Source organism: Denitratimonas organivorans (genome assembly GCF_037478135.1).
GTDB lineage: Bacteria > Pseudomonadota > Gammaproteobacteria > Xanthomonadales > Xanthomonadaceae > Denitratimonas.
In genome coordinates this window covers 31,966-55,204 of record NZ_JBBHDV010000017.1, presented here as the reverse complement: position 1 = coordinate 55,204, position 23,239 = coordinate 31,966, and the positions used below count along the sequence as shown (strand labels likewise).

Sequence of the window (23,239 nt, the reverse complement as noted above, 5' to 3'; positions counted from 1 at the left end):
CGAACGATGCCTCCTCGGCTCGCCGCAATCTGGCACATCGCGATGCCGTCCGTGGGAGGAGGAGTCCATCCCATCAGGTAAGGCGCAGCCGCACCCGGGGCCGCATTGATCTGGAACGCCTGTTCCGGATGCACGGATCATAGGGAAAGCCCCTCCCGGGTGCGCTTCGCTTACCCTGGCTACGTGTCAGGGCTACTTGAATACGAGAGCCGGTCCTTTCGCCCTCAGCTGCGCAGGCCGACGCCACGCTTGAGCAGCCACACACCGAGCGTGCCCAGCACCAGCACGAAGCCCAGCATCAGTGCATAGGCGATCCACAGCGGCACGTCCGAGACGCCGAGCAGGCCGTAGCGGAAGGCGTTGACCATGTAGAAGATCGGGTTGGCGTGGGTCGCGGCCTGGGCCCAGCCGGGCAGCAGCGTGATCGAATAGAACACGCCGCCCAGATAGGTCAGCGGGGTCAGAATAAAGGTCGGCACGATAGTGATATCGTCGAACTTCTTGGCGTAGGCGGCGTTGACGAAGCCGGCCAGCGCGAAGATCGTCGCGCCCAGGATCACCGTGCTCAGCGTCACCAGCGGATACGGGATGCGTACCTGGGTGAAGCACATCGCCACCAGCAGTACGATCACACCCACCATCAGCCCGCGCATCACGCCACCGGCGACGTAACCGGCCAGGATCACCAGATTCGGCGCCGGGCTGACCAGCAGTTCCTCGACATGGCGGCCGAACTTGGCGCCGAAAAAACTGGAGGCGATGTTGCCGTAGGCGTTCTGGATCACGCTCATCATCACCAGGCCGGGGACGATGTAATCCATGTAGTTGTAACCGCCCATGTCACCGATGCGCGCCCCGATCAGCTTGCCGAAGATCAGGAAATACAGCGTCATCGTGATCACTGGCGGCACCAGGGTCTGGGCCCAGATGCGCAGGATGCGGACGATCTCGCGCCGCGCGATGGTGTGGAACGCGACGAGGTTGGGGTGGTGCTGGCCGCTCATGCCGCGTCCCTGCCGGTCAGGCGCACGAACAGTTCTTCCAGCCGGTTGGCGCGGTTGCGCAGCGAGCGCACCGTGATGTTGTGCGCACCAAGTGTGGCGAACACGCTGTTGAGGTCCATCGAACGCGGCATTTCCAGATCCAGGGTGTGGTCATCCAGCGCGGTCAGGCGCGCGCCGGGGATGTCCGGCAAGGTGGGCGGCAACTGGCCGTCAATATCGAACACGAAACCTTCCACATCCAGCGTGGCCAGCAGCGCGCGCATCGAACTGTGCTGCACGATACGGCCGTGGTCGATGATGGCGATGTTGCGGCACAGGTTTTCGGCTTCTTCCAGGTAATGCGTGGTCAGGATCACCGTGGTGCCGGCGGCGTTGATCTGGCGCAGCTGCTTCCACATGCCGCGGCGGATTTCGATGTCCACGCCGGCGGTGGGTTCGTCCAGGATCAGCAGGCGCGGCTGCGTCATCAGCGCGCGCGCGATCATCAGCCGGCGCTTCATGCCTCCGGACAGGGTGCGGCTGATGCTGTGGGCCTTTTCGGACAGCTGGGCGCGCTCCAGTTCCTGTTCCGCACGCCGCGCCGCCTCGGCCCGCGGCACGCCGAAGAAACCGGCGTAGTTGACCAGGATGTCCCAGGGTTTTTCGAACAGGTTGAAGTTGATTTCCTGCGGCACCAGACCGATCAGCCGCATCGCCTGCTGGCGCTGCTGCGCGATGTCCACGCCGAACACCTCGACCTGGCCTTCGCTGGCATTGACCAGCGAACTGACGATGCCGATCAGGGTCGATTTGCCGGCGCCGTTGGGGCCGAGCAGGGCGAAAAAATCGCCTTCCTCCACATCCAGATCGATACCGCGCAAGGCCTCCACGCCATTGGCGTAACGCTTGCGCAGGGCGGAAATGTGCAACGCCGGGGTCGCCAAGGTGCTGTCCTGCCTGTGAAGCCAAGCCGGTTAGTATATCGGCCCTGTCCTGTCCGGGTGTGCCCGTGTCCGATCCGATTCCGCTGCGCCTGCGCGACCGCCGGCAACTGGTGCCCGGCGTGCTGCACCTGGGTTTCGAAAATGCGCAAGGTCTGGCGCTGCCGTTCCGCGCCGGCCAGTTCGTGCAGGTACTGGTGCCCGATGCCGATGGCCAGGTGCAGCGCCGCAGCTACTCGCTGGCCAATGCACCCGATGCCGATGCCCTGCCCGGACGCTGGGAACTGGCGGTCAGCCTGATGCCTGGCGGCATCGCCTCGGCCCTGTTCGAGGGCATGGCACCGGGCGACACGGTGCAGGCGCTGGGTCCGTTCGGGCGCTTCGGGCTGCAAGCCAACGACATCGCACAGCGCCATCTGCTGGTCGCCACCGGTACCGGTGTGGCACCTCTACGCGCGATGCTGCCGGAGCTGGAACGGCGCATCCTGCACAACGGCGCGCGCGCCACGCTGCTGCTGGGTGCGCGCAAACGCGACGAATTGCCCTGGCACGACGAATTCCTGGCGCTGACCGCACGCCTGCCGGGCTTCGACTATATCGCCTGCATCACGCGCGAAGCGGTGCCCGACACCGACCCGCATCTGCGCGCCGGTCGGGTCCAGACCGTACTTGAAACACTGGCACCGCGCGCCGACGACCTGGCGCTGCTGTGCGGCAACCCGGACATGGTCGATGAATGCTTCCAGCTGCTGCGCAACGCCGGCCTGCCGCCAGCACGCATCCGGCGCGAGCGCTATGTGGCGTCGGGTTGATGCCGGTCCGGAGCGGCTGCCGCTGCTGCGCAACGCGAGTTCCCCGCGCTGCGGTCACAGCCCGACGCACCACCCGTCTGTATGTTCCCCCCGATTTTGCGATTGCTGCCGATGGTGAACCCATGAATCCCCGATTGCTGCTTGCCGCCACCCTGCTGCTGCCGGCGCTGGCCCCGGCCCGCACCCTGGGCGAGCTTGAATTCTCGCCCTGCACCCTGACTGCCGAATCCGGCTTGCCGCCGGTCGAGGCCTGGTGTTCGCAGCTGGAGGTGCCGGAAGACCGTTCCGCGCCGGATGGGCGGCGCATTTCGCTGGCTCTGGCCTGGATCGGGCCGGCCGCCGGCGCTTCGGAGCCGGACCCGGTATTCCTGCTCGCCGGCGGCCCGGGGCAGTCGGCGCGCGACAGCTATCCCTCCACGGCCGGGGCGTTTTCGGAGATCCTCAAGCAGCGCAACGTGATCCTGCTGGACCAGCGCGGCACTGGCGGTTCCAACGCCTTGCAGTGCGAAAGTGACGAACAGGACTGGGACCAGCTTGACCCGACCCCCGAATACCTCGCCGACTTCACCCTCCAGTGCCTGAAGAAGCTTTCCAGCCACGCCGATGTGCGCCATTACACCACCACCGATGCTGTCGCCGATCTGGAGGCGGTACGGCAGGCGCTGGGCGCGGAAACCATCAATCTGGTTGGCGTGTCCTACGGCACCCGCGTCGCGCAGCAGTACACCGGCAGCCATCCCGAGCGGGTCCGCAGCGTGGTGCTCGACGGCGTGGTGCCCAATACCCTGGTGCTGGGGCAGGAGCATGCCGCCAATCTCGAAGATTCCCTTGCCGCGCAGTTCCTGCGCTGCCAGCAGGATCCGGGCTGCAGCACGGCGCTGGGTGATCCGCGCCAGCATCTTCAGACCCTGAAGGCCGAACTCCAGGCCCAACCGCGCCCGGTGCGTTACCGCGACGCCACCACCGGTCAGGTGCACGAAGGCCGTTTCAGCTGGCCGATGCTGTCCGCGCTGCTGCGCATGTATGCCTATCAGCCGGCCGTGGCCTCGACCCTGCCGCTGCTGCTGCACGAACTGGCGCAGGGCCAGACCGATGCCGCGATGGCGCAGGCGAAGATGCTGCTGGGTTCGCTCGGCGGCTCGATGGCGCACGGCATGGGCCTGTCGGTCAGTTGCAGCGAAGACGCCGACGAATTGCGTGTGGATCCGGATGACGCCGGCAGCGTGCTGGGCACCGAGTTCATCGAATACTCGCAGGCGCAGTGCGCGGTCTGGCCACGCGGCACGCGGCCGGATGATTTCCGCCAGCCACTGAGCACCGATACGCCGGTACTGCTGCTGTCCGGCGAACTGGATCCGGTCACCCCGGCGCGCTATGGCGAGCAGGTGCTCGAAGGCCTCGACCACGGCGTACATCTGGTGCTGCGCGGGCAGGGCCACAACGTGATCGGTGCCGGCTGCATGCCGCGCCTGATGGCGCAGTTCATTGAATCCGCCGATGCAAAGTCACTGGAAACCGAATGTCTGGATCGCCTGTCCCCCACACCGCCGTTCTCCGGCTATCACGGCTGGGAGCCCTGAGATGATTGAAGTCAGCGGCCTGCACAAGGCCTTCAAGACCCGCACCGGCACGGTGCAGGCGGTCAAGGATGTCGGTTTTTCCGCCCACGACGGGCAGATCACCGGCCTGCTCGGCCCCAACGGCGCCGGCAAGACCACCACGCTGCGCATGCTCTACACCCTGATGCGGCCTGATCGGGGCACGGTCCGGGTCGATGGCATCGATGCGGTGGCTCAGCCGGACCGTGTGCGTCGTGGCCTGGGCGTGCTGCCGGATGCACGCGGCGTCTACAAGCGCCTGACCGCACGCGAGAACATCGCCTATTTCGGCCGCCTGCACGGCATGGATGAAACGACCATCGCGCGCCGCGTCACGGCCTTGTCGCAGGCGCTGGAGATGGACGACATCCTGGACCGGCAGACCGAGGGTTTCTCGCAGGGCCAGCGCACCAAGACCGCGATCGCCCGCGCCATCGTGCACGAGCCGCGCAATGTGATCCTGGACGAGCCCACCAACGGCCTGGACGTGATGACCACGCGCGCGATGCGTGGCTTTCTGCGGCAGCTGCGCGACGAGGGCCGCTGCGTGATCTTCTCCAGCCACATCATGCAGGAGGTCGCCGCGCTGTGTGACCGCATCGTGGTGATCGCGCAGGGCACGGTGGTGGCGCAGGGCACGCCGGACGAACTGCGCGCGCAGACCGGTGAACAGAATCTCGAAGACGCCTTCGTGCGCGTGATCGGATCGGAAGAGGGGTTGTTCGGATGAAATCCATGTTCGTGGTGATGAACAAGGAACTGCTCGATCTGGCGCGCGACCGGCGCACCGTGCTGATCTCGCTGCTGATGGGGCCGCTGCTGATCGTCGGCCTGGTGGTCGGCATGGGCAGCGTGATGCAGAAGAAATTCAGCACCCAGATGCAGAAGACGCTGGAGGTGCCGGTGATCGGCGCCGAGCATGCGCCGAACCTGGTCGATTGGCTGCGTCGCAGCAACATCGAACCGATGCCGGCACCGGAAGATGCGGCAGCGGCGATCGCAGCGCAGGACGAGGATGTGATCCTGCGCATCGCGCCCGATTACGCCGACAACTGGCGGCGCGGCAAGCCGGCCCTGGTCGAGATCCTGCACGACAGCACGCGCGATGATTCACGCATTCCGGTGACGCGCGTGATGGCCGTGTTGCAAGGCTACGGACAACAGGTCGGCGCCTTGCGGCTGCTGGCGCGTGGCATCGACCCTGCTGTCGGGATGCCGGTGATGGTGGCGCAGACCGATCTGTCCACGCCCAGCAGTCAGGTCGGACAGGCGCTGGCCTTCCTGCCCTACTTCCTGATCATGAGCGCCTTCGTGGGCGGCGCCTATCTGGTTATCGACGCCACCGCCGGTGAGCGCGAGCGGCAATCGCTGGAACCGCTGCTGGCCACACCGGCCTCGCGCGCGGCGATCATGAGCGGCAAGATCCTGGCCGCCTGCGTGTTCGGCGTGTTCAGCCTGGTATTGATGCTGGCCGCGTTCAAACTGGCGTTCTGGCTGGCGCCGGGCAATACCCGGGTCGATGTATCACTGCTGGCGATGTCCAAGCTGCTGCTGATCCTGGCGCCGACGCTGCTGTTCGGCACCAGCCTGCTGACGGTGATCTCGGCCAGCGTCAAGAGCGTCAAGGAAGCGCAGAGCTATATGAGCATCCTGTTCCTGCTGCCGATGCTGCCGACCTTCTACCTGCTGATTTCACCGGTCAAGAACCAGCTGTGGATGCTGGCGGTGCCGTTCCTGGCGCAGAACCAGATGATCATGAAGGTGCTGCGCGGCGAACCGCTCGGCCTGCAGGAATGGGTGTTCTATCTGGTGGTCGGCCTGGCGATCGCCGGCGTGCTGTGGTTCATCGCCGCCCGCATGTACCACAAGGAGCGCCTGGCGGTTTCCGCCTGACGCCCAGCAAGGTTTCCAACGTCCGCTCCGGCCATGGATGGCTGGATACGGAGCGGTTGTGCAGCGCATTGTTTCACCGCTCCGGGCACCTTGTGCAAGCAGGTTTGCCTGCGATTGGAGGGTGGGCCTTGCCGCAAGCACCGACACCGGAAAGGCCACATCGCGGACAAACCCCCACGCACAAAAGACAGGATGCTGTCATAGGTTGGCGGTGAGCGAACGCGAACCGCAACAGCGGGAACCGGTGCAATGCCGAAGTACGGATTTATGTGATGCAAGCGGATACCGAGGCGTCGGGGTTCGCAAAACTCACCCCGACCTATGGTTGATCACCGGGGGTTTATGGATGCGGACTTATCGCGATCAGAGGGCGGGCAAGCCTGCTTCCGTTGAATCCGGTTGCTGCCCGGACAGTACCGGGAATGGAAGATCGAAGGACCACAAAAAAGGCCGCCCTAGGGCGGCCTTTTGTTGTTCAGCGGTGGCGCGGATCAGTCGAGTTTGAAGTCGAACACGCGACGGCTTTCCACCTGACGGCCCGGCGGGGTGAAGCGCCAGCGCTCCATCGCATTGATCGCTTCGCGGTCGAAGGTATTGCCCGGACGGCTGGACAGCACCCGCACGTTGGCGACGCTGCCATCCGGCATGATCGTGAAGCCCAGCTCGACCGAGCCTTCGACGCGACGCCGCAGTGCATTCGGCGGATAGCGCGGCTGGACTGCGGAGACCACGCTCGGCGTCACCGGAGCAGGCTCGACCGGCGGCGGTGGCGGTGGCGGGGCCGGCGCAGCCGGGGGCGGGGCGCTGGCCACAGGCGTGGCCGGAGTGCTGGGCTCGGGCTCGGGCGCACTGGCCACCGGCGCCGGAGCAGGTTCCGGCGCGGCCGCCGGGGCCGGAGGCGGAGCAGCCGCTGCCGCTGCGGCAGCTTCAGCGGCCGCCTGTGCCGCAGCCAGACGCTGCGCTTCGGCTGCGGCGGCGCGCTGGGCTTCGGCGGTGACACGGTTGCGCAGCTCGCTGACGCCACGCTGCAGGCGTGCCAGTGCTGGCGCCTTTTCATTGGCGCGCTGCATCAGGTCGAGCATGCGCTCACTCTCGGGCAGGTCGCCAGCAGCTGTGCGCTGCTCGACATACAGCACCGCGTACGGGAACAAGTCGGTCAGGGCGTTGCGCGCGGTGATCTGCTCGGGCTCCAGCTCGTTGACGCGCAGATACATTTCGAAGGCGCTTTCGCCGGCCGGGACGAACAGCTGGTTTTCCTTCATCGCCTGATCGGCGCGGGTCAGCAGTTCCTCGCTGCTCAGCGTATCCACCAGAGTCGGCGAGACGACGACCGATTCATCCTCGGCCGGGGCCGGTTCGGGTGCGGCCGGCGGCGGCGCGGCCGGAGCGCTGGCAGCCGGTGGTGGTGCGGGTGGAGCCTCTTCCTTGCCACCGCAGGCACTCAGGATCAGGGCCGCAGCGGCCAAGGCGACGATGCCAAGGCGACGGCCATGTCGCATCGAAAAGCTCATTTCCATCGGGTTTTCCCCCTGAATCGTGAAACGTCGGATTCTGCCTGCACGCGCCTGGCCGGAGCCACGCCTGAAGCGGTCTGGCTTCAGGCCCGGATTGCGCGGTGCACGATGCCGCACCTTAAGTCAAAGCCAGGACAAGCGCAAAAGCATTTTTGGCTGAAGTTCCCTGCTGCACTACTTGCCAATGCAAAAGTTTGCAAATATCCGACCTAGTAGGTCTTCGGTACTGAATTCGCCGGTGATCTCCCCGAGCGCGATCTGGGCTTGGCGCAGGTCTTCGGCCGCCAGTTCCAGCTCGGCACCATGTTGCAGGTTCTGCTCCGCGTCATCCAGGTGGGTGCTGGTGCGCAGCAGTGCTTCGACGTGACGGGCGCGGGCGCTGAAGCCGCCGTCGCCGTGCTCCAGACCGGCATGCGCACGCAGGGACTGGCGCAACAGATCAAGGCCGGCACCGCTGCTGGCCGAGAGCCAGAGGTGTTCGCCATCGGTCAGCTGTTCGCGGCGTGCCGGTTCACCGGTCAGGTCGATCTTGCTGTGCACCCGGATCAGTTCCACGCCTTTGTGCCGGGGCGGCGGATCCGGTGTCGCGCCCGGTTCCGGCACGGCCGGGGCCACATACAGGATGAGATCGGCACGCGCCGATTCCTCATGCGCGCGGCGGATGCCCTCGCGTTCGATCAGATCCTCGGCTTCGCGCAGGCCGGCGGTATCGACCAGGGTCAGTTCGATGCCGTCGATCTCGATGGTTTCGCGCAGCAGATCACGGGTGGTGCCGGCCTGGGCGGTGACGATGGCGCGGTCATCGGCTGCCAGCACATTCAGCAGGCTCGATTTTCCGGCATTGGGCGGGCCCAGGATCACCACGTGCAAGCCGTCGCGCAGGCGCTGACCGCGACGCGCGGCATCAAGCACCTGTTCCAGTTGCGTGCGCAGCGCCTCCAACCGTTCCAGCAAAGCGGCAGGCGAGAGCATCTGGATGTCTTCATCGGAAAAATCGATCGCCGATTCAACACTGACCCGCAGCCCGATCGTATCTTCGACCAACTGCCCGACCATGCGTGAAAACTCGCCCTGAAGACTGCGTTGCGCAGCGCGGGCCGCTGCTTCGGAGCCGGCACCAATCAGGTCGGCGATGGCCTCGGCCTGGGCCAGGTCGATCTTGCCGTTGAGAAAGGCGCGTTCGGAAAATTCGCCCGGCCGCGCCGGGCGGGCACCAAGGCGATACAGCTCGCGCAGCAGCGCATGCAGCAAGGGCCGGCTGCCGTGCATCTGCAGTTCCAGCACGTCTTCGCCGGTGAACGAGGCCGGGCCGGGAAACCACAGCAGCAGGCCGCTGTCGATCAGTTCGCCCTGCGCATCGCGCAACTGTGCGTAATGCGCATGGCGCGGCGTGGGAGCTTTGCCCAGGCAATGAGCCGCGATCACGCCAGCCTGCGGCCCGGAGACCCGGATCACGCCGATGCCGCCTGCAGCAGGCGGCGTGGCGATCGCGGCAATGGTGTCGTTGTGCTGCATCAGCGCATCGCACCTGTCCAGGCGAACTTATTTGGCGGCTGCGGCGGCCGGTTCTCCATGCCGACGCATGATCAGCCACTGCTGCAGCAGGCCGAGCAGACCGTTGGTGGTCCAGTACAGCACCAGGCCGGCCGGGAAGAACGCGAACATCACGCCGAACACGATCGGCATGGCCTGCATCATGCGCTTCTGCATCGGATCCATGCCCGGCGCCGGCGACAGTTTCTGCGTGGCCCACATCGTCACCAGGTTGACCACCGGCAGGATGAAGTACGGATCGGGCGCGGTCAGGTTCTGGATCCACAGGATCCACGGCGCGTGGCGCAGCTCGACCGCCTCCACCAGCACCCAGTAAAGCGACAGGAAGATCGGGATCTGCACCAGAATCGGCAGGCAGCCGCCGAGCGGGTTGATCTTTTCCTTCTTGTACATCTCCATCATCGCGGTCTGGAACTTCTGGCGGTCATCGCCGTAGCGTTCCTTCAGCGCCTCGATGCGGGGCTGCACCTTGCGCATCTTCGCGAAGCTGCGGTACTGCGCTTCGGAAAGCTTGAACAGTGCGCCCTTGATCACCACCACCAGCAGCACGATCGCCCAGCCCCAGTTGCCGGTGAGCTTGTGCAGCATCGACAGCAGCCAGTGCATCGGCTGCGCCAGCACCGTGAAGATGCCGTAGTCCAGCGTCAGGCCGAGGCCGGGGCTGATGGCTTCCAGCTCCTGCCGCATCTTCGGGCCCAGATACAGGCGCGTGGTGGTGCTGGCCTGGGCGCCGGGCGCGACATTGAAGCCGCTGCCGACCTCGCGCATCAGATACCGGTTGTTGGACAGCGCAGCGCTGCTGAACACCGAGGCTTCACCTGCCGGCGGGATGATCGCGGCGGTGAAGTAATGCTGCAGCATCGCGATCCAGCCGTCGGTCACGTCGATGCGCAATGGCTTGCGCGGATCGAACTTGTCGAACTTGCGCTTCTCGAACTTGTCCTGCGGGCTGTACCAGGCGGCGCCGACAAAACTCAGGCTCGCAGGATTGGTGAAACCACCGCGCGTGGCCGGCGGCGGCACCCGCACCAGCTGGTGGTAGGCATTGCCCGACCACGCGGTGGTGCCGTTGTTGCGCACCGTGTCGGTGACTTCGAGCAGATAGCTGCCACGCGCCAGGCGATAGCTGCGTTCCACTTCCACCCCATCGGCGCCACGCCACAGAAACGGCAACTCGACCGACTCGGCGCCATCGGCCAGCACCTGGTCGCCGCGCTGCGGCTGCATCGTATCTTCATGCGAAGGCGCCGCCGGGCTGCCGACCAGGCCGTTCTGTGCCACGAAATAATTCGCCGCATCCTGGCTGAGCAATTGCACCGGAACCTGTTCGCCCTTGGGTTGCTGCGCGTAGTCCAGCAATTCGGCCACCAACACCGTGCCACCGCGCGCGTCCAGCGTCAGGCGCAGCACATCATTGGCCAGCACCACACTGGCTTCTGCCGGCACCTGGACATCGGCCTCGGGCCGTTCGCTAGACACCGGGGCGTTCGGGATCTCGCCTGGCGCGGGCAAGGCGCCGGGATCGGCGGCCGACGGGATCAGCGCATCCACCGATGCACTCTGCGCCGGTGCCGCAGCGGGGCGGTTGTAGTCCTTCTGCCACGCATCCCAAAGCAGGAACGCAACGACCAACCAGGCGATGAGGAGGAATGTACGGGTCTGGGTCATGGGCGGTGGGTGGCGTGCAGCCGCGCAAAAGGACTGCATCCAGAATCGGAAATGAGGATCAGGAACCGTCGTTGTCAGCTGACGGGCGCGAAGAACCCGGCATTGTGACCGCTGTGGCAGCGCGCATCAATGCAAGCCGCCGGGCGATGCCATTCAGATCGGCGAACAGATCCGCGGAGTCCACGCCTCGCGCCTCGATCTTGCCCGTCACCACCAGGTCGCCGGCGGCAAAGCCGTGGCGCTGATGGCGGAACCATTCGCGCACCAGGCGTTTGATCCGGTTGCGCTCCACCGCACGCGGATCGACCTTGCGCGAAATCGCCAGACCCAAGCGTGCACCGGCTGCGGCCCCATCGGCATCGGCCGGCCGGAAAACACAACGGAAATAGCGCCCGCCGGCACGCCGGCCGGTAGCGAAGCAACGGGAGAAATCGTCGGAGGCCCGGATATGGGCCGTACGCGGGAAACCGAAGCCATGCATCCGTTTTTCCCTTGTCAACGACAACTGCCGGCACCCGCTGCAAATGCGGGTACGACCGGCAGTGTGGGTGCAACCTGAATCAAACTGACTGAATCAGACTGATCGGTTCGGCCGGCAGGCGGCCGTGACGAACGGGGATCAGGCCGACAGGCGGGCGCGGCCCTTGGCACGGCGCGCATTGATGATCTTGCGACCACCCGGGGTCTTCATGCGGGCGCGGAAACCATGGGTACGGGCGCGCTTGAGGTTGCTGGGCTGGAACGTGCGCTTCATGGCGGCACCAAGATATTGTGGACGGAAGAACCGGAAAATATACCCACGGATAGCCTGCGCTGTCAAGAACCTGACCAATGGTCCGATTTCATCACCCACCGGGATTGCGGGTAGACTGGCCTGCCTTCCCGAGTCTTTCTGATCGCAGGCCGCCAGCGGTCCTGCGTGGAGTGCCGTTCCCCATGCTTGCCGCCTGGCCATTGTGCCTTTCCCACCTGGAATCCGAACTTCCCGCCGAGGAGTTCCTGACCTGGGTCAAACCGCTCCAAGTCCGCAGTTCGCCGGCGGAGAACACGTTGCTGCTGTTCGCGCCCAACGCCTTCGTCATGGACACGGTGCGCGAGCGTTATCTGGCCCGCATCGTCGAGCTGCTGCAGCAGGTTTCCGGGCAGGGTGGAGCCAAGGCCCAGCTGGAGGTGGGCAGCCTGGCGAGCGAGGCGCCACGGGCCAAGACCTCCCGTCCGAACACCAGCACGCCGAGCGAGAATTTCGTCACCAACCTGGTAGTCGAATACACCTTCGACAACTTCGTCGAGGGCAAGTCCAACCAGCTCGGCAAATCCGCGGCCTGGCAGGTCGCGCAGAATCCCGGGCAAGCCTACAACCCGCTGCTGCTGTACGGCGGCACCGGCCTGGGCAAGACCCATCTGATGCACGCCGCCGGCAATCTGATGCTGGCGCAGCGCCCCGGCATGCGGGTGCTGTACCTGCGCTCGGACCAGTTCTTCAGCGAGATGATGAAGGCGCTGCAGCAAAAGACCATGGACCAGTTCAAGCGCCAGTTCCAGCGCGTGGATGCTCTGCTGCTGGACGACATCCAGTTCTTCGCCGGCAAGAACACCACGCAGGAAGAGTTCTTCCACACCTTCAACTCGCTGTTCGACGGCAAGCAGCAGATGATCCTGACCTGCGACCGTTATCCGAAGGAAGTGGAAAACCTCGAACCGCGGCTGCGTTCGCGCCTGGGCTGGGGCCTCTCGGTCGCGGTCGAGCCGCCGGATTTCGAAACCCGCGCCGCGATCCTGATCAGCAAGGCGAAGGAACGCCAGGTTGCGCTGCCCGACGAGGTCGCCTACCTGATGGCCGAACGCATGCGCTCCAACGTGCGCGATCTGGAAGGCGCGCTCAACACGCTGGCGGTGCGGGCCAATTTCACCGGCAAGCCGATCAGCATCGAGTTTGCCAAGGAAACCCTGCGCGACCTGCTGCGTGCCCACCAGCAGGCGATCTCGATCGGCAACATCCAGAAGGTGGTGGCCGACTACTACCAGCTGCGCGTGGCCGACCTGCTGTCCAAGCGCCGCACCCGCAACCTGGCACGGCCGCGGCAGATGGCGATGACCCTGACCCGCGAACTGACCCAGCACAGCCTGCCGGAAATCGGGGATGCCTTTGGCGGACGCGACCATTCCACCGTGATGTACGCCTGCCGCCATATCGGCAAGCTCAAGGAGACTGACGGCATCCTGCGCGAAGACTGGGACAAGTTGATGCGCAAGCTGACCGAATGAAGCCGGACGCGGGAATCGGTACTCTATGCGGCACATCCCCCGGAACAAGGTGTGGATAACTTTGGACGGCCGCGCCAGCGGCAAAACTATCCACAGGTATTCCAGCACCGGACGCACACTTTTCCGGCGACTTGATGTCAGCATAAAAACGAGGGGAAACAAAAGGTTACAGGCGTTTTACCCGGTTTTTCGCGACACCGCCTCCACCACCTGTTTCTATAAAACAACTTTTGTTCTTGGAACCGACCATGCGATTTGCCATTCAACGCGAAGTTCTGCTGAAGCCACTGCAACAGGTCATCAACGTCGTCGAACGGCGGCAGACGATGCCGGTGCTGGCCAACCTGCTGGTATCCGTCGATGCCAATGGCCTGTCGGTGACCGGCTCCGATACCGAAGTGGAGATGGTGGCCAGATCCGGGCTGGAAGGAGACACCGAGTTCGGTGAAACCACGATTCCGGCCCGCAAGCTGTTCGATATCTGCCGCGCCCTGCCCGATGGCAGCCTGCTGAAGTTTGCTCTGAACGGAGAACGCATCAGTCTCAATGCCGGACGCAGCCGCTTCACCCTGTCGACGTTGCCGGCGCGGGAATTTCCTTCCACCGAAAGCCTGGAAGTCACCGAAACGGTGCAGTTGCCCGAGGCCACCTTGCGCGAGCTGATCGAACGCACCTCGTTCGCGATGGCGCAGCAGGACGTGCGCTTCTATCTCAACGGCCTGCTGTTCGACCTGCGCGAAGACCAGCTGCGCTGCGTGGCCACCGACGGCCACCGCCTGGCCTTGTGCGAAGCCAGTCTGGAGAACGGCAGCACCACACGCCGCCAGATCATCCTGCCGCGCAAGGGCGTGTTGGAATTGCAGCGTCTGCTCGAAGGCGGGGATCGCGCGATCGATCTGGAAGTGGGCCGCAGCCATCTGCGGGTGCGGCGTGAAGACGTTACCTTCACCTCCAAGCTGATCGACGCCCGCTTCCCCGATTACGACGCGGTGATCCCGATCGGCGCCGACAAGGAAGCCACGCTCGAACGCGAAGTGTTCAAGGCCGCATTGCAGCGCGCCGCGATCCTGTCCAACGAAAAGTACCGCGGCGTGAAGATCGAGTTCTCGCCGGACCAGCTGCGCATCGTGGCGCACAACCCGGAACAGGAAGAGGCGGTTGAGGAGATCGAAGCCCGCACCAGCGTCAGCGACCTGTCGATCGGCTTCAACGTCACCTATCTGCTGGATGCCCTGAACTCGCTGCGCGAAGACGAAGTCACACTGAGCCTGCGCGACGCCAACTCCAGTGCGCTGGTGCGTGAAGCCAGCCATTCGCGTTGCCGCCATGTCGTGATGCCGTTGCGGCTGTGACCTGTCACCGGCTGCGTCCGACGCAGCCCGTTGCCGTATGCGAATCCGCAATCTGACGATCGAACAACTGCGCGTGTTCGATCACGCGCAGTTCGAACCCGCCCCCGGCATCAACCTGATTACCGGCGCCAACGGCGCCGGCAAGACCACGGTGCTGGAAGCTATCCATCTGCTGTCGTCCGGACGCTCGTTCCGCGGCAGTGTGCGTGATTCGCTGATCCGCCAGGGCCAATCGGAGCTGCGCGTTTTCGCCTCATTGCTTTCCGAAGCCGATGACCGGCCGGTCCGTCTCGGCTTGTCGCGCAGTCTGCGTGGCTGGAGCGCACGGCTCGACGGTGAGCCGGTCGAGCTGTTGAGCCGCCTGTTCCAGGAGTTGGCCGTGGTCTGCTTCGAGCCCGACAGTCATGCCCTGGTGTCGGGTGGGTCCGAGCACCGCCGTCGCTTCATCGATTGGGCATTGTTCCACGTGGAACATGCCTTCTTGCCTGTGTGGCGCCGTTACCAGCGCGCATTGAAGCAACGCAATGCCTTATTGAAGCAGTCCGGCGGTGCTGCGGCCGGGCTGGATTCCTGGGAGCAGGAGCTGGCGCGCCAGGGTGCGGAACTGACCCGGCAGCGGCAACAGTGGTTTGCGACCTTCCAACCACTGCTGGCGCAAAGCCTGACCCGCTTCCTGCCTGAGTTGGGTGAGCTGCGGTTGCGCTATCTGCCTGGCTGGTCCGGTGACAGCAGCGAGGAGGGGTTGGCCGCAGCACTGGCCAGCGCCCGCTCGCGTGATCTGCTGCTTGGGCATACCACGGTCGGCCCTCACCGGGCCGATTGGTCGATCGGGTTCGAGCGCGCACCGGCCCGGGAAATGTTTTCACGCGGACAGGAAAAGCTCGTGGTGTTGGCCGCTTTGCTGGCGCAGGCGCTGGGGTTTTCCCAGGACCGTGGCCAATGGCCTGTGCTGCTGCTTGATGATCTGGCTTCCGAACTGGATGCCCACCACCTGTCGCAGACGTTGGATTATCTGATCCAGGTGCCGGCACAGGTGTTCATTACTGGCACCTCACCCATTCCGCTTCCCGCCGATGCGTTGCGCCCGAGCGCGATGTTCCACGTGGAACATGCTGCGATTGCCCCACTGCTATAATGAAGGATCGTGATTTCACAAGGCAGGCGCGGTGCCCACCCGGCTCCGCGTGCCTCATCGGCGAGCATATGAGCGAAGACCAGAATCCCCAGAACACCACCGCATACGACTCCAGCAAGATCACGGTTCTGCGTGGTCTGGAGGCCGTCCGCAAGCGGCCCGGTATGTACATCGGCGACGTGCACGATGGCACCGGCCTGCACCATATGGTGTTCGAAGTGGTCGACAATGCCATCGACGAGGCTTTGGCTGGGCACTGCGATCACGTCGTGGTCACCCTGATGAATGATGGCTCGGTCTCGATCAGCGACAACGGACGTGGCATCCCGACCGGTATCCACAAGGAAGAAGGGGTTTCGGCGGCCGAGGTCATCATGACCGTGCTGCACGCCGGCGGTAAGTTCGACGACAACAGCTACAAGGTGTCCGGTGGCCTGCATGGCGTCGGTGTTTCGGTCGTCAATGCGTTGTCCGAGCATCTGTGGATGGACATCTGGCGCGATGGCTCGCACTGGCAGCAGGAATACCGCGTGGGTGAGCCGCTGTATCCGCTCAAGGCGGTGGCCGACTCTGACCGGCACGGTACCCGCATCCGTTTCCGTCCCGCCAAGAACGTGTTTTCCGATGTCGAGTTCCACTACGACGTGCTGGCGCGCCGCCTGCGCGAAATGGCGTTCCTGAATTCAGGCGTCAAGATCGAGTTGATCGACGAGCGTGGCGAGGGCAAGCACGATGTCTTCCAGTACGAAGGTGGCATCCGCAGCTTCGTCGAGCACCTGGCGCAATTGAAGACGCCGCTGCACCCGAACGTGATTTCCGTCACCGGCGAGCAGAACGACATTGTTGTGGACGTGGCGCTGCAATGGACCGACGCCTATCAGGAAACCATGTTCTGCTTCACCAACAACATCGGACAGAAGGATGGCGGCACCCATCTGGCCGGCTTCCGCGCGGCGTTGACGCGCACGATGAGCAGTTACATCGAGCAGAACGGTCTGGCCAAGCAGGCCAAGGTCAACCTGTCCGGTGACGATATGCGTGAAGGCATGATTGCGGTGCTGTCGGTCAAGGTGCCGGATCCGAGCTTCTCCTCGCAGACCAAGGAAAAGCTGGTGTCTTCCGAGGTCAAGTCGGTGGTGGAATCGGTGTTCGCCGAGCGCCTGGCCGATTTCCTGCAGGAACACCCGCAGGACGCGCGTGCCATTTCGGAAAAGGTGGTCGATGCCGCGCGTGCACGCGAAGCTGCACGCAAGGCACGTGAGTTGACCCGGCGCAAGGGCGCGCTGGATATCGCCGGCCTGCCGGGCAAGCTGGCCGATTGCCAGGAAAAGGATCCGGCCTTGTCCGAGCTGTTCATCGTCGAGGGTGACTCCGCCGGCGGCTCGGCCAAGCAGGGCCGCAACCGCAAGAATCAGGCGGTGTTGCCGCTACGTGGCAAGATCCTCAACGTCGAGCGCGCGCGCTTCGACCGTATGCTGTCGTCCGCTGAAGTCGGTACCCTGATCACCGCGCTGGGCACCGGCATCGGCCGTGATGAGTACAACCCGGACAAGCTGCGCTACCACAAGATCATCATCATGACCGACGCGGACGTGGACGGTTCCCATATCCGCACCCTGCTGCTGACCTTCTTCTACCGGCAGATGCCTGAACTGATCGAGCGCGGCCACGTCTATATCGGCCTGCCGCCGCTGTACAAGCTCAAGCAGGGCAAGAACGAGATCTATCTGAAGGACGATGAAGCCCTCAACAGTTATCTGATCAGCCATGCCGTGGAGGGTGCTGAATTCTCCTATGCTGTTGATATTCCAGCAATTTCTGGTCAGGCATTGGAGGCATTGATGACTTCCTATGTGGCTGCGCAGGAGTGCATCGCCCGCTTGGCGCACCGCTTTGATCCGCAGGTGCTGCAGGAAATGCTGTCGTTGCCGCCGCTGGGATCGGGAAGTTTCACCGATGCGGCCGCGATGCAGGCCTGGGCCGGCAAGCTGGAAGCACGCCTGGCCGAAAGCGGTCTGGGCAAGCCGCGCTACCGCATCCATGTGCAGGCGGCCGATGCCGAGCAGGGCGGGGCGCTGGTAATCGAACGTCTGCATCACGGTCTGAGCGTCAACCAGTCGCTGCCGGCCGGGCTGTTCGACAGCGGCGAGTTGCGCCCGCTGGTCGATATGGCCACCCAGCTTTCCGGCCTGATCCAGCCCGGCGCCCAGGTGCGTCGCGGTGGCCGCAACCAGCCGGTGGAGGACTTCTCCCAGGTGCATGCTTTCCTGATGGAAGAGGCACGTCGTGGCCGCACCATCCAGCGCTTCAAGGGCCTGGGTGAAATGAATCCGGAGCAGTTGTGGGAAACCACCGTGAACCCGGATACTCGCCGGTTGCTGCGGGTGCGGATCGAGGATGCGGTCGCGGCCGACCAGGTGTTCTCCACGCTGATGGGGGATGTGGTCGAGCCACGCCGTGAATTCATCGAGGACAACGCGCTGCGCGTGGCCAACCTCGACATCTGAATATGAAGAAAACCCAGCTTTACCTGCTTGCCTTCCTGATCGCGCTGGCTGGGATGAGCGCGATCATCTACAAGTGGAAGGTGCTGAGCTTTCCGCTGCAGCCGGCCGCCGAGGTCGAGGTCTGGTCGGTGCAGGCGCGGATCGAATACCAGCCTCGCCGCGGTGCGAACAAGGTCAGCCTGCTGCTGCCGGCCGATCCGCCGGGCTTCACGATCCTGGATGAGCGCTTCATAGCGCGCAATTACTCATTGCTGGAAGATGTGCGGCGCGGCTCGCGCGAGGCGCAATGGACCACGCGTCGTGCCAGCGGCAAGCAGGTGCTGTACTACCGCGCCACCGTCGTGCGCGGTCCGTCGCCGTCCGATGCCGCGTTCAACGAAACCCCGCGCCTGGGCGAACCGGCGGAGCTGGAGGAACCCTACGCCACTGCTGCGCAGATCCTGCTGGGCCAGGTGCGCGAAGGTTCGGCCGACATCGCCACCTTTGCGCAGGAGCTGGTACGGCGCTTCAACCACGACAACCCCAGTCAGGAAGTGGCGCTGCTGTCCGAGCGTCTGGACAGCGCCGACGAGCGTGCCCGCTTTCTGACCCGGTTGCTGACCACCCGCCATATCCCGGCGCGCGTGGTGCACGGGCTGGAGCTGGGCGAAACCCAGCGCGAAGAGCCGATGCTGCCGTGGTTGCAGGTGCACAATGGAGTGCGCTGGGTCACCATCGATCCGCGCAGCGCGGCCGAAGGCTGGCCCGAGGATCTGTTCCTGTGGAGCCGCGACGACAGCCAGATCATGACGGTGGATGACACTCCTGGCGCGCAGATCAGCTACAGCGTCAGCCGCAATCTCGCGGATGCCATGGCGGTGGCCGAACGCCGGCTCGAAGTCCAGAACGCCAACCTCGTCAATTACTCATTGCTGAGTCTGCCGCTGCAGGCGCAGGAGGTCTACCGTATCCTGCTGATGGTACCGGTGGGCGCATTCATCATGCTGTTGCTGCGCAACCTGGTCGGGGTCAAGACCTATGGCACCTTCATGCCGGTGCTGGTGGCGTTGGCGTTCCGCGAAACCCAGTTGCTGGCCGGCATCATCCTGTTCGTGGTGGTGATCAGCGCCGGCCTGCTGGTGCGTTTCTACATGGAACGCCTGCGCCTGCTGCTGGTGCCCAGACTGACGGCGGTGCTGATCCTGGTGGTACTGCTGATGGCGGCGGTATCGGTGATCTCGAACCGTCTGGGCCTGGAAGTGGGCCTGTCGGTGGCGCTGTTCCCGATGGTGATCCTGGCCATGACCATCGAGCGCATTTCGGTGGCTTGGGAAGAGCGCGGCGCTGGCCCGGCGATCCGCGAAGCGATCGGCACCCTGGTGGTGGCCTCGATCGCCTATGTGGTGATGAGCTGGGATCCGCTGGAACACTTCGTCTTCGTGTTCCCGGAAGTGCTGCTGCTGCTGCTGGCGCTGACGCTTGTGCTGGGCCGCTACTCCGGCTATCGCCTGTCCGAACTGCTGCGCTTCCGCAATCTGGCGCGCGAATCGGAAGTGCATGTGCTGCCGGATGATGCATCCCCACCTGCGGACAAGGCGGGCTGATCCATGTACGGCCTGTTCCGTACCGCCCGGCGCCTGCGCGAAATCGGCCTGATCGGCATCGGCGAGCGCAACGCCAGCTATGTGCTGCGTTACAACCCGCGCAAGTTCTACCCACGCGTGGACGACAAGCTGCTGACCAAGCAGCTGGCGATTGCCGCTGGCCTGCCGGTACCGGAGTTGTACGCGGTGGTGCGCGAGGAACACCAGATCGCCGACCTGCACGACAAACTGGCGCCCCACGACCAGTTCGTGGTGAAGCCGGCGCATGGGTCCGGCGGCGACGGCATCCTGGTGATCAGCGGCCGCCGTGGCGACAAGTACCGCCGTTCCAACAGCCTGCTGATGTCGCGCGGCGAGTTCGAGCACCACCTGTCCAACGGCCTGTCCGGGCTGTTTTCGCTCGGCGGCCAGCCGGATCACCTGCTGATCGAATACTGCGTGCAGTTCGATCCGATCTTCGACCAGGTGAGCTACCGCGGCGTGCCGGACGTGCGCATCATCGTCTTCCTGGGCTATCCGGTCATGGCGATGATCCGCCTGCCCACGCGCATGTCCGATGGCAAGGCCAACCTGCATCAGGGGGCTATCGGGGTCGGTATCGATATTCCCACCGGCCTGACCCGGCGCGGGGTCTGGGGCACGGAAATCATCCGCGAACATCCGGATACCGAACACAGCATCGTCGGCCTGCAGATCCCGCACTGGCCGGAGCTGCTGCAGATGGCAGCACGTTGCTACGAACTGTCCGGGCTGGGCTATGTCGGCGTGGATTTCGTGCTGGACCGCAATCTGGGCCCGATGATCCTGGAGCTCAACGCACGTCCCGGCCTGGCCATCCAGATCGCCAACGGCAACGGCCTGGGCCACCGCCTCGCCAAGGTCGAAGCGCTGGCCGAGGCCGGCGGCCTGTCAACCGATCCGGACGAACGCGTGGACTTCTCGCGGCGCAATTTTCCGACCCTGGGTTGAACGCCGGATCCGGCGGCCTCCGCATGCCGTACATGCGTCTGTGGCGATGGCGTCCTGCGGGCAGGGGAGCGCCATTGTACGTTCGCCCAACGACAAGCACCTGCTTCTGGCCGTATGATCGCTTCCCATCCACCTCGAACGCGTGAGGAGACTGCCATGTTGCCGCGAATCATGTTGGCCGCCGTACTGCTGGCGCTGCTGGCGGCCTGCGCGACCTCCCCCACCGGGCGCCGCCAACTGCTGGTGGTGTCCGATGCCGAGGTCAACCAGATGGGCCTGGCCACGTTCCAGCAGATGAAGGCCACCGACAAGCTTTCCACCGATGCGAAAAAGCGCGCCACCGCCGAATGCATTGTCGGCCATCTGGTCAGGCAGCTGCCCGAACAGTGGCAGGCCTACCAGTGGGAAGTGCAGGTTTTCGCGATCGACTCGGCCAATGCCTTCGCCCTGCCCGGTGGCAAGGTCGGCCTCAACACCGGCCTGTTCCGCGTCGCGAGCAACCAGGACCAGCTGGCGGCGGTGATCGGGCATGAGATCGGCCATGTGATCGCGCGCCATTCGAACGAGCGCCTGTCGCAGAGCGTGCTGGCCGAGGCCGGCACCAGCCTGGTCGGCGCCTATGTCGGGCGCAACGCCTCGCCCGACCAGGTCAAACAGGTCGTCGCGCTGCTCGGCGCCGGCACCCAGGTCGGCGTATTGCTGCCCTATTCGCGCCTGCATGAAAGCGAGGCCGACCGCATCGGTCAGGAATTGATGGCCAAGGCCGGCTTCGATCCACGTGAGGCGGCCACGCTGTGGGAGAACATGATCCGCGCCAGCGGTGGTGGCGCCAGTCCGCCGCGGCTGCTGTCGACGCACCCGGATTCGGGCCAGCGCGCCGCAGTGCTGAAGCAGAACGCCCCGCAACTGATGAACGATTACAACGCCGCACGGAGCGCCGGTCGCAGCCCGCGTTGCGGATGAGTCGGGTCAAAGCGTGCAGGGCCTCAAGGAATTGAACGAAAACAACGGTTGAGTACGACATCCAATGCCATTAGGCTTGCCCGCTCGCTTCGAGGAGCTGGCGCCAGGCGCCGCTTCAATCGGTACGGAAAGGGACACCAGATCATGAACGCCCACACCTTCATTAAAGCCGCTGCGCTGTTCTTGCTGCTTGGCCTGTTCGTCGTCGAGACCGCCGACGCCCAGCGTAACCGCCGCGGTGAGTCAAGGCAGACCAAGGAAGAAGTGCTCTTTCCGGATGCTACCCGTGCCGAGCCCCGCACCAAGGCTTCGCAGCGTACCCAGCGCGACCTTCAGCGTCTGCTGGAAGCCAACGAAAACCAGGATTATCCGGCCGTCATCAGCCAGGCCGAGGCTCTGATCGGGCACCGTTCCGCCGGCGCCTTCGAGCGCGCCCTCGCCTACCAGCTGATCGGCATGGCCAAGGCCGAGCAGGACGACTACGTTGGCGCCATCGAGGCCTATCAGAAGGCTCTGGAAAGCGAAGGCCTGAGCAACAACAACCACTTCCAGGTGATGCTGCAGATCGCCCAGTTGCAGTACCAGGAAGACCAGTTCGATGCCGCCAACGACACCCTCGACCGTGTGCTGGCCGAAACCCGCAAGGAAGATGCCCAGACCCTGGCGCTGAAGGGTGCGGTGCTTTATCAGGCCGAGCGCTACGCCGAAGCCGCAGACCCGCTTCGCCGTGCCATCGCCGCGAGCGATGGGCCCCAGGAAAGCTGGACCCAGATGCTGCTGGCGTCCTACATCAACGCCGAGCAGTACGACCAGGCCATCGTCCTGGGCGAAGAAATGCTGGCCAAGAGTCCGAACGATCCACGTCTGATCTACAACGTCGCCACGATGTACGCGCAGATCGAGCAGGAAGAAAGAGCCACCGCCACGCTGGAGCGTGCCCGTGCCGCCAACCTGCTCGACGATCGCGGTTACCGCCAGCTCTACGCCCTGTACCTGAACATGGACGAAAAGGAAGCCCAGGTCATCGAGGTGATCCAGGACGGGCTGGCCAAGAACATCATCAAGCCCAGCGCAGAGGCCTACACCATGCTGGGGCAGGCCTACTACTTCTCCGACAAGCCGAACGAAGCGATTGAGGCCTATCGCAAGGCGCTGCCGTTCTCCGACAAGGGGGATGGCGCACTGAATCTGGCCCGCATTCTGAGCAACGAAGAGCGCTTCGCCGAATCCAAGAAATATGCCCAGGAAGCCATTGCCAAGGGCCTGAGCCGGCCGGGTGATGCATGGATTGTCATCGGCAGGGCCGAACATGGTTTGGGCAACCGTGCCGGACTGGTTTCGGCCTACCGCGAAGCAGCCAAATATCCGGAGACGAAACAGGTCGCTGAAGACTGGCTGAAGCGCAACGCCTCCCGTTAACCGTAGGCACAGACTGGCCCCTTGGTATAAGCTAACCCATTCCCGCCAACGCAATGCAGGGCATGCCCTGCGGTCCCGCCACA

Annotated in this window: 19 protein-coding genes; 12 read left to right on the top strand and 7 right to left on the bottom strand. The window is 64.6% G+C overall.

What is annotated here, in order from left to right; all coding sequences use genetic code 11:
* Positions 1–224: 224 nt before the first annotated feature.
* Positions 225–1,004: an ABC transporter permease gene (locus WDB66_RS14290; protein WP_339399282.1), complete on the bottom strand. Its 780-nt coding sequence runs from the start codon at positions 1,002–1,004 to the stop codon at positions 225–227.
* Entirely contained in the window at positions 1,001–1,906 is a 906-nt protein-coding gene (locus WDB66_RS14285) for an ABC transporter ATP-binding protein (RefSeq protein WP_339399284.1), read from the bottom strand. The genes WDB66_RS14290 and WDB66_RS14285 overlap by 4 nt, the downstream gene beginning before the upstream one ends.
* Before the next feature lie 86 nt (positions 1,907–1,992).
* Here WDB66_RS14285 and WDB66_RS14280 point away from each other — a divergent pair, with 86 nt between their 5' ends.
* From WDB66_RS14280 to WDB66_RS14265, 4 genes are all read left to right on the top strand, one after another.
* On the top strand, positions 1,993–2,736 hold the full coding sequence (locus WDB66_RS14280) for a ferredoxin--NADP reductase (protein WP_339399281.1): 744 nt from the start codon (positions 1,993–1,995) through the stop codon (positions 2,734–2,736).
* A gap of 122 nt (positions 2,737–2,858) precedes the next feature.
* Positions 2,859–4,316 (top strand): alpha/beta hydrolase, encoded by a 1,458-nt coding sequence (locus WDB66_RS14275; RefSeq protein WP_339399280.1) that lies wholly within the window; start codon positions 2,859–2,861, stop codon positions 4,314–4,316.
* Between the two features lies 1 nt (position 4,317).
* Positions 4,318–5,064, top strand: coding sequence for an ABC transporter ATP-binding protein (locus WDB66_RS14270; RefSeq protein ID WP_339399279.1), 747 nt, complete (start codon positions 4,318–4,320; stop codon positions 5,062–5,064).
* Positions 5,061–6,227: an ABC transporter permease gene (locus WDB66_RS14265; RefSeq protein ID WP_339399278.1), complete on the top strand. Its 1,167-nt coding sequence runs from the start codon at positions 5,061–5,063 to the stop codon at positions 6,225–6,227. Before WDB66_RS14270 ends, WDB66_RS14265 begins: the two co-directional genes overlap by 4 nt.
* Before the next feature lie 491 nt (positions 6,228–6,718).
* Here WDB66_RS14265 and WDB66_RS14260 read toward each other — a convergent pair whose 3' ends face one another.
* The 5 genes from WDB66_RS14260 to rpmH form a co-directional block, all read right to left on the bottom strand.
* Positions 6,719–7,738 (bottom strand): energy transducer TonB, encoded by a 1,020-nt coding sequence (locus WDB66_RS14260; RefSeq protein ID WP_339399277.1) that lies wholly within the window; start codon positions 7,736–7,738, stop codon positions 6,719–6,721.
* 177 nt (positions 7,739–7,915) lie between these two features.
* Complete coding sequence (gene mnmE, locus WDB66_RS14255) at positions 7,916–9,256, bottom strand: tRNA uridine-5-carboxymethylaminomethyl(34) synthesis GTPase MnmE (protein WP_339399276.1); 1,341 nt, start codon at positions 9,254–9,256, stop codon at positions 7,916–7,918.
* Positions 9,257–9,283: 27 nt separating this feature from the next.
* Positions 9,284–10,963, bottom strand: coding sequence for a membrane protein insertase YidC (yidC, locus tag WDB66_RS14250; RefSeq protein WP_339399275.1), 1,680 nt, complete (start codon positions 10,961–10,963; stop codon positions 9,284–9,286).
* A 58-nt stretch (positions 10,964–11,021) separates the two neighbouring features.
* Positions 11,022–11,444, bottom strand: coding sequence for a ribonuclease P protein component (rnpA, locus tag WDB66_RS14245; protein ID WP_339399274.1), 423 nt, complete (start codon positions 11,442–11,444; stop codon positions 11,022–11,024).
* Positions 11,445–11,582: 138 nt separating this feature from the next.
* Positions 11,583–11,717, bottom strand: coding sequence for a 50S ribosomal protein L34 (gene rpmH, locus WDB66_RS14240; RefSeq protein ID WP_339399273.1), 135 nt, complete (start codon positions 11,715–11,717; stop codon positions 11,583–11,585).
* Positions 11,718–11,899: 182 nt separating this feature from the next.
* Between rpmH and dnaA the strand changes: the two genes are divergently transcribed.
* The 8 genes from dnaA to WDB66_RS14200 all read left to right on the top strand — a co-directional run bounded on the left by dnaA (position 11,900) and on the right by WDB66_RS14200 (position 23,156).
* Positions 11,900–13,228, top strand: coding sequence for a chromosomal replication initiator protein DnaA (dnaA, locus tag WDB66_RS14235; RefSeq protein WP_339399272.1), 1,329 nt, complete (start codon positions 11,900–11,902; stop codon positions 13,226–13,228).
* Between the two features lie 248 nt (positions 13,229–13,476).
* Positions 13,477–14,580 (top strand): DNA polymerase III subunit beta, encoded by a 1,104-nt coding sequence (gene dnaN, locus WDB66_RS14230; RefSeq protein ID WP_339399271.1) that lies wholly within the window; start codon positions 13,477–13,479, stop codon positions 14,578–14,580.
* A gap of 37 nt (positions 14,581–14,617) precedes the next feature.
* The gene (gene recF / locus WDB66_RS14225; RefSeq protein WP_339399270.1) at positions 14,618–15,715 is read left to right on the top strand and encodes a DNA replication/repair protein RecF; all 1,098 of its coding nucleotides are present in this window, start codon (positions 14,618–14,620) and stop codon (positions 15,713–15,715) included.
* Positions 15,716–15,783: 68 nt separating this feature from the next.
* A complete protein-coding gene (gene gyrB, locus WDB66_RS14220) occupies positions 15,784–18,222 on the top strand; it encodes a DNA topoisomerase (ATP-hydrolyzing) subunit B (RefSeq protein ID WP_339399269.1) in 2,439 nt (812 codons plus the stop codon).
* A 2-nt stretch (positions 18,223–18,224) separates the two neighbouring features.
* Complete coding sequence (locus WDB66_RS14215) at positions 18,225–19,805, top strand: inactive transglutaminase family protein (protein ID WP_339399268.1); 1,581 nt, start codon at positions 18,225–18,227, stop codon at positions 19,803–19,805.
* 3 nt (positions 19,806–19,808) lie between these two features.
* Positions 19,809–20,774: an alpha-L-glutamate ligase-like protein gene (locus WDB66_RS14210; protein ID WP_339399267.1), complete on the top strand. Its 966-nt coding sequence runs from the start codon at positions 19,809–19,811 to the stop codon at positions 20,772–20,774.
* 159 nt (positions 20,775–20,933) lie between these two features.
* Positions 20,934–21,737, top strand: a complete 804-nt coding sequence (locus WDB66_RS14205; RefSeq protein ID WP_489670872.1) for a M48 family metallopeptidase — start codon at positions 20,934–20,936, stop codon at positions 21,735–21,737.
* A gap of 144 nt (positions 21,738–21,881) precedes the next feature.
* On the top strand, positions 21,882–23,156 hold the full coding sequence (locus WDB66_RS14200; RefSeq protein ID WP_339399265.1) for a tetratricopeptide repeat protein: 1,275 nt from the start codon (positions 21,882–21,884) through the stop codon (positions 23,154–23,156).
* Positions 23,157–23,239: the final 83 nt, after the last annotated feature.

What these genes read in the sequence shown, in the direction of transcription:
- WDB66_RS14290 (WP_339399282.1), bottom strand. Translation starts at nt 1,004, where the DNA reads ATGAGCGGCCAGCACCACCCCAACCTCGTCGCGTTCCACACCATCGCG.
- WDB66_RS14275 (WP_339399280.1), top strand. Translation starts at nt 2,859, where the DNA reads ATGAATCCCCGATTGCTGCTTGCCGCCACCCTGCTGCTGCCGGCGCTG.
- WDB66_RS14270 (WP_339399279.1), top strand. Translation starts at nt 4,318, where the DNA reads ATGATTGAAGTCAGCGGCCTGCACAAGGCCTTCAAGACCCGCACCGGC.
- WDB66_RS14265 (WP_339399278.1), top strand. Translation starts at nt 5,061, where the DNA reads ATGAAATCCATGTTCGTGGTGATGAACAAGGAACTGCTCGATCTGGCG.
- WDB66_RS14260 (WP_339399277.1), bottom strand. Translation starts at nt 7,738, where the DNA reads ATGAGCTTTTCGATGCGACATGGCCGTCGCCTTGGCATCGTCGCCTTG.
- mnmE (WP_339399276.1), bottom strand. Translation starts at nt 9,256, where the DNA reads ATGCAGCACAACGACACCATTGCCGCGATCGCCACGCCGCCTGCTGCA.
- yidC (WP_339399275.1), bottom strand. Translation starts at nt 10,963, where the DNA reads ATGACCCAGACCCGTACATTCCTCCTCATCGCCTGGTTGGTCGTTGCG.
- rnpA (WP_339399274.1), bottom strand. Translation starts at nt 11,444, where the DNA reads ATGCATGGCTTCGGTTTCCCGCGTACGGCCCATATCCGGGCCTCCGAC.
- rpmH (WP_339399273.1), bottom strand. Translation starts at nt 11,717, where the DNA reads ATGAAGCGCACGTTCCAGCCCAGCAACCTCAAGCGCGCCCGTACCCAT.
- dnaA (WP_339399272.1), top strand. Translation starts at nt 11,900, where the DNA reads ATGCTTGCCGCCTGGCCATTGTGCCTTTCCCACCTGGAATCCGAACTT.
- dnaN (WP_339399271.1), top strand. Translation starts at nt 13,477, where the DNA reads ATGCGATTTGCCATTCAACGCGAAGTTCTGCTGAAGCCACTGCAACAG.
- recF (WP_339399270.1), top strand. Translation starts at nt 14,618, where the DNA reads ATGCGAATCCGCAATCTGACGATCGAACAACTGCGCGTGTTCGATCAC.
- gyrB (WP_339399269.1), top strand. Translation starts at nt 15,784, where the DNA reads ATGAGCGAAGACCAGAATCCCCAGAACACCACCGCATACGACTCCAGC.
- WDB66_RS14215 (WP_339399268.1), top strand. Translation starts at nt 18,225, where the DNA reads ATGAAGAAAACCCAGCTTTACCTGCTTGCCTTCCTGATCGCGCTGGCT.
- WDB66_RS14210 (WP_339399267.1), top strand. Translation starts at nt 19,809, where the DNA reads ATGTACGGCCTGTTCCGTACCGCCCGGCGCCTGCGCGAAATCGGCCTG.
- WDB66_RS14200 (WP_339399265.1), top strand. Translation starts at nt 21,882, where the DNA reads ATGAACGCCCACACCTTCATTAAAGCCGCTGCGCTGTTCTTGCTGCTT.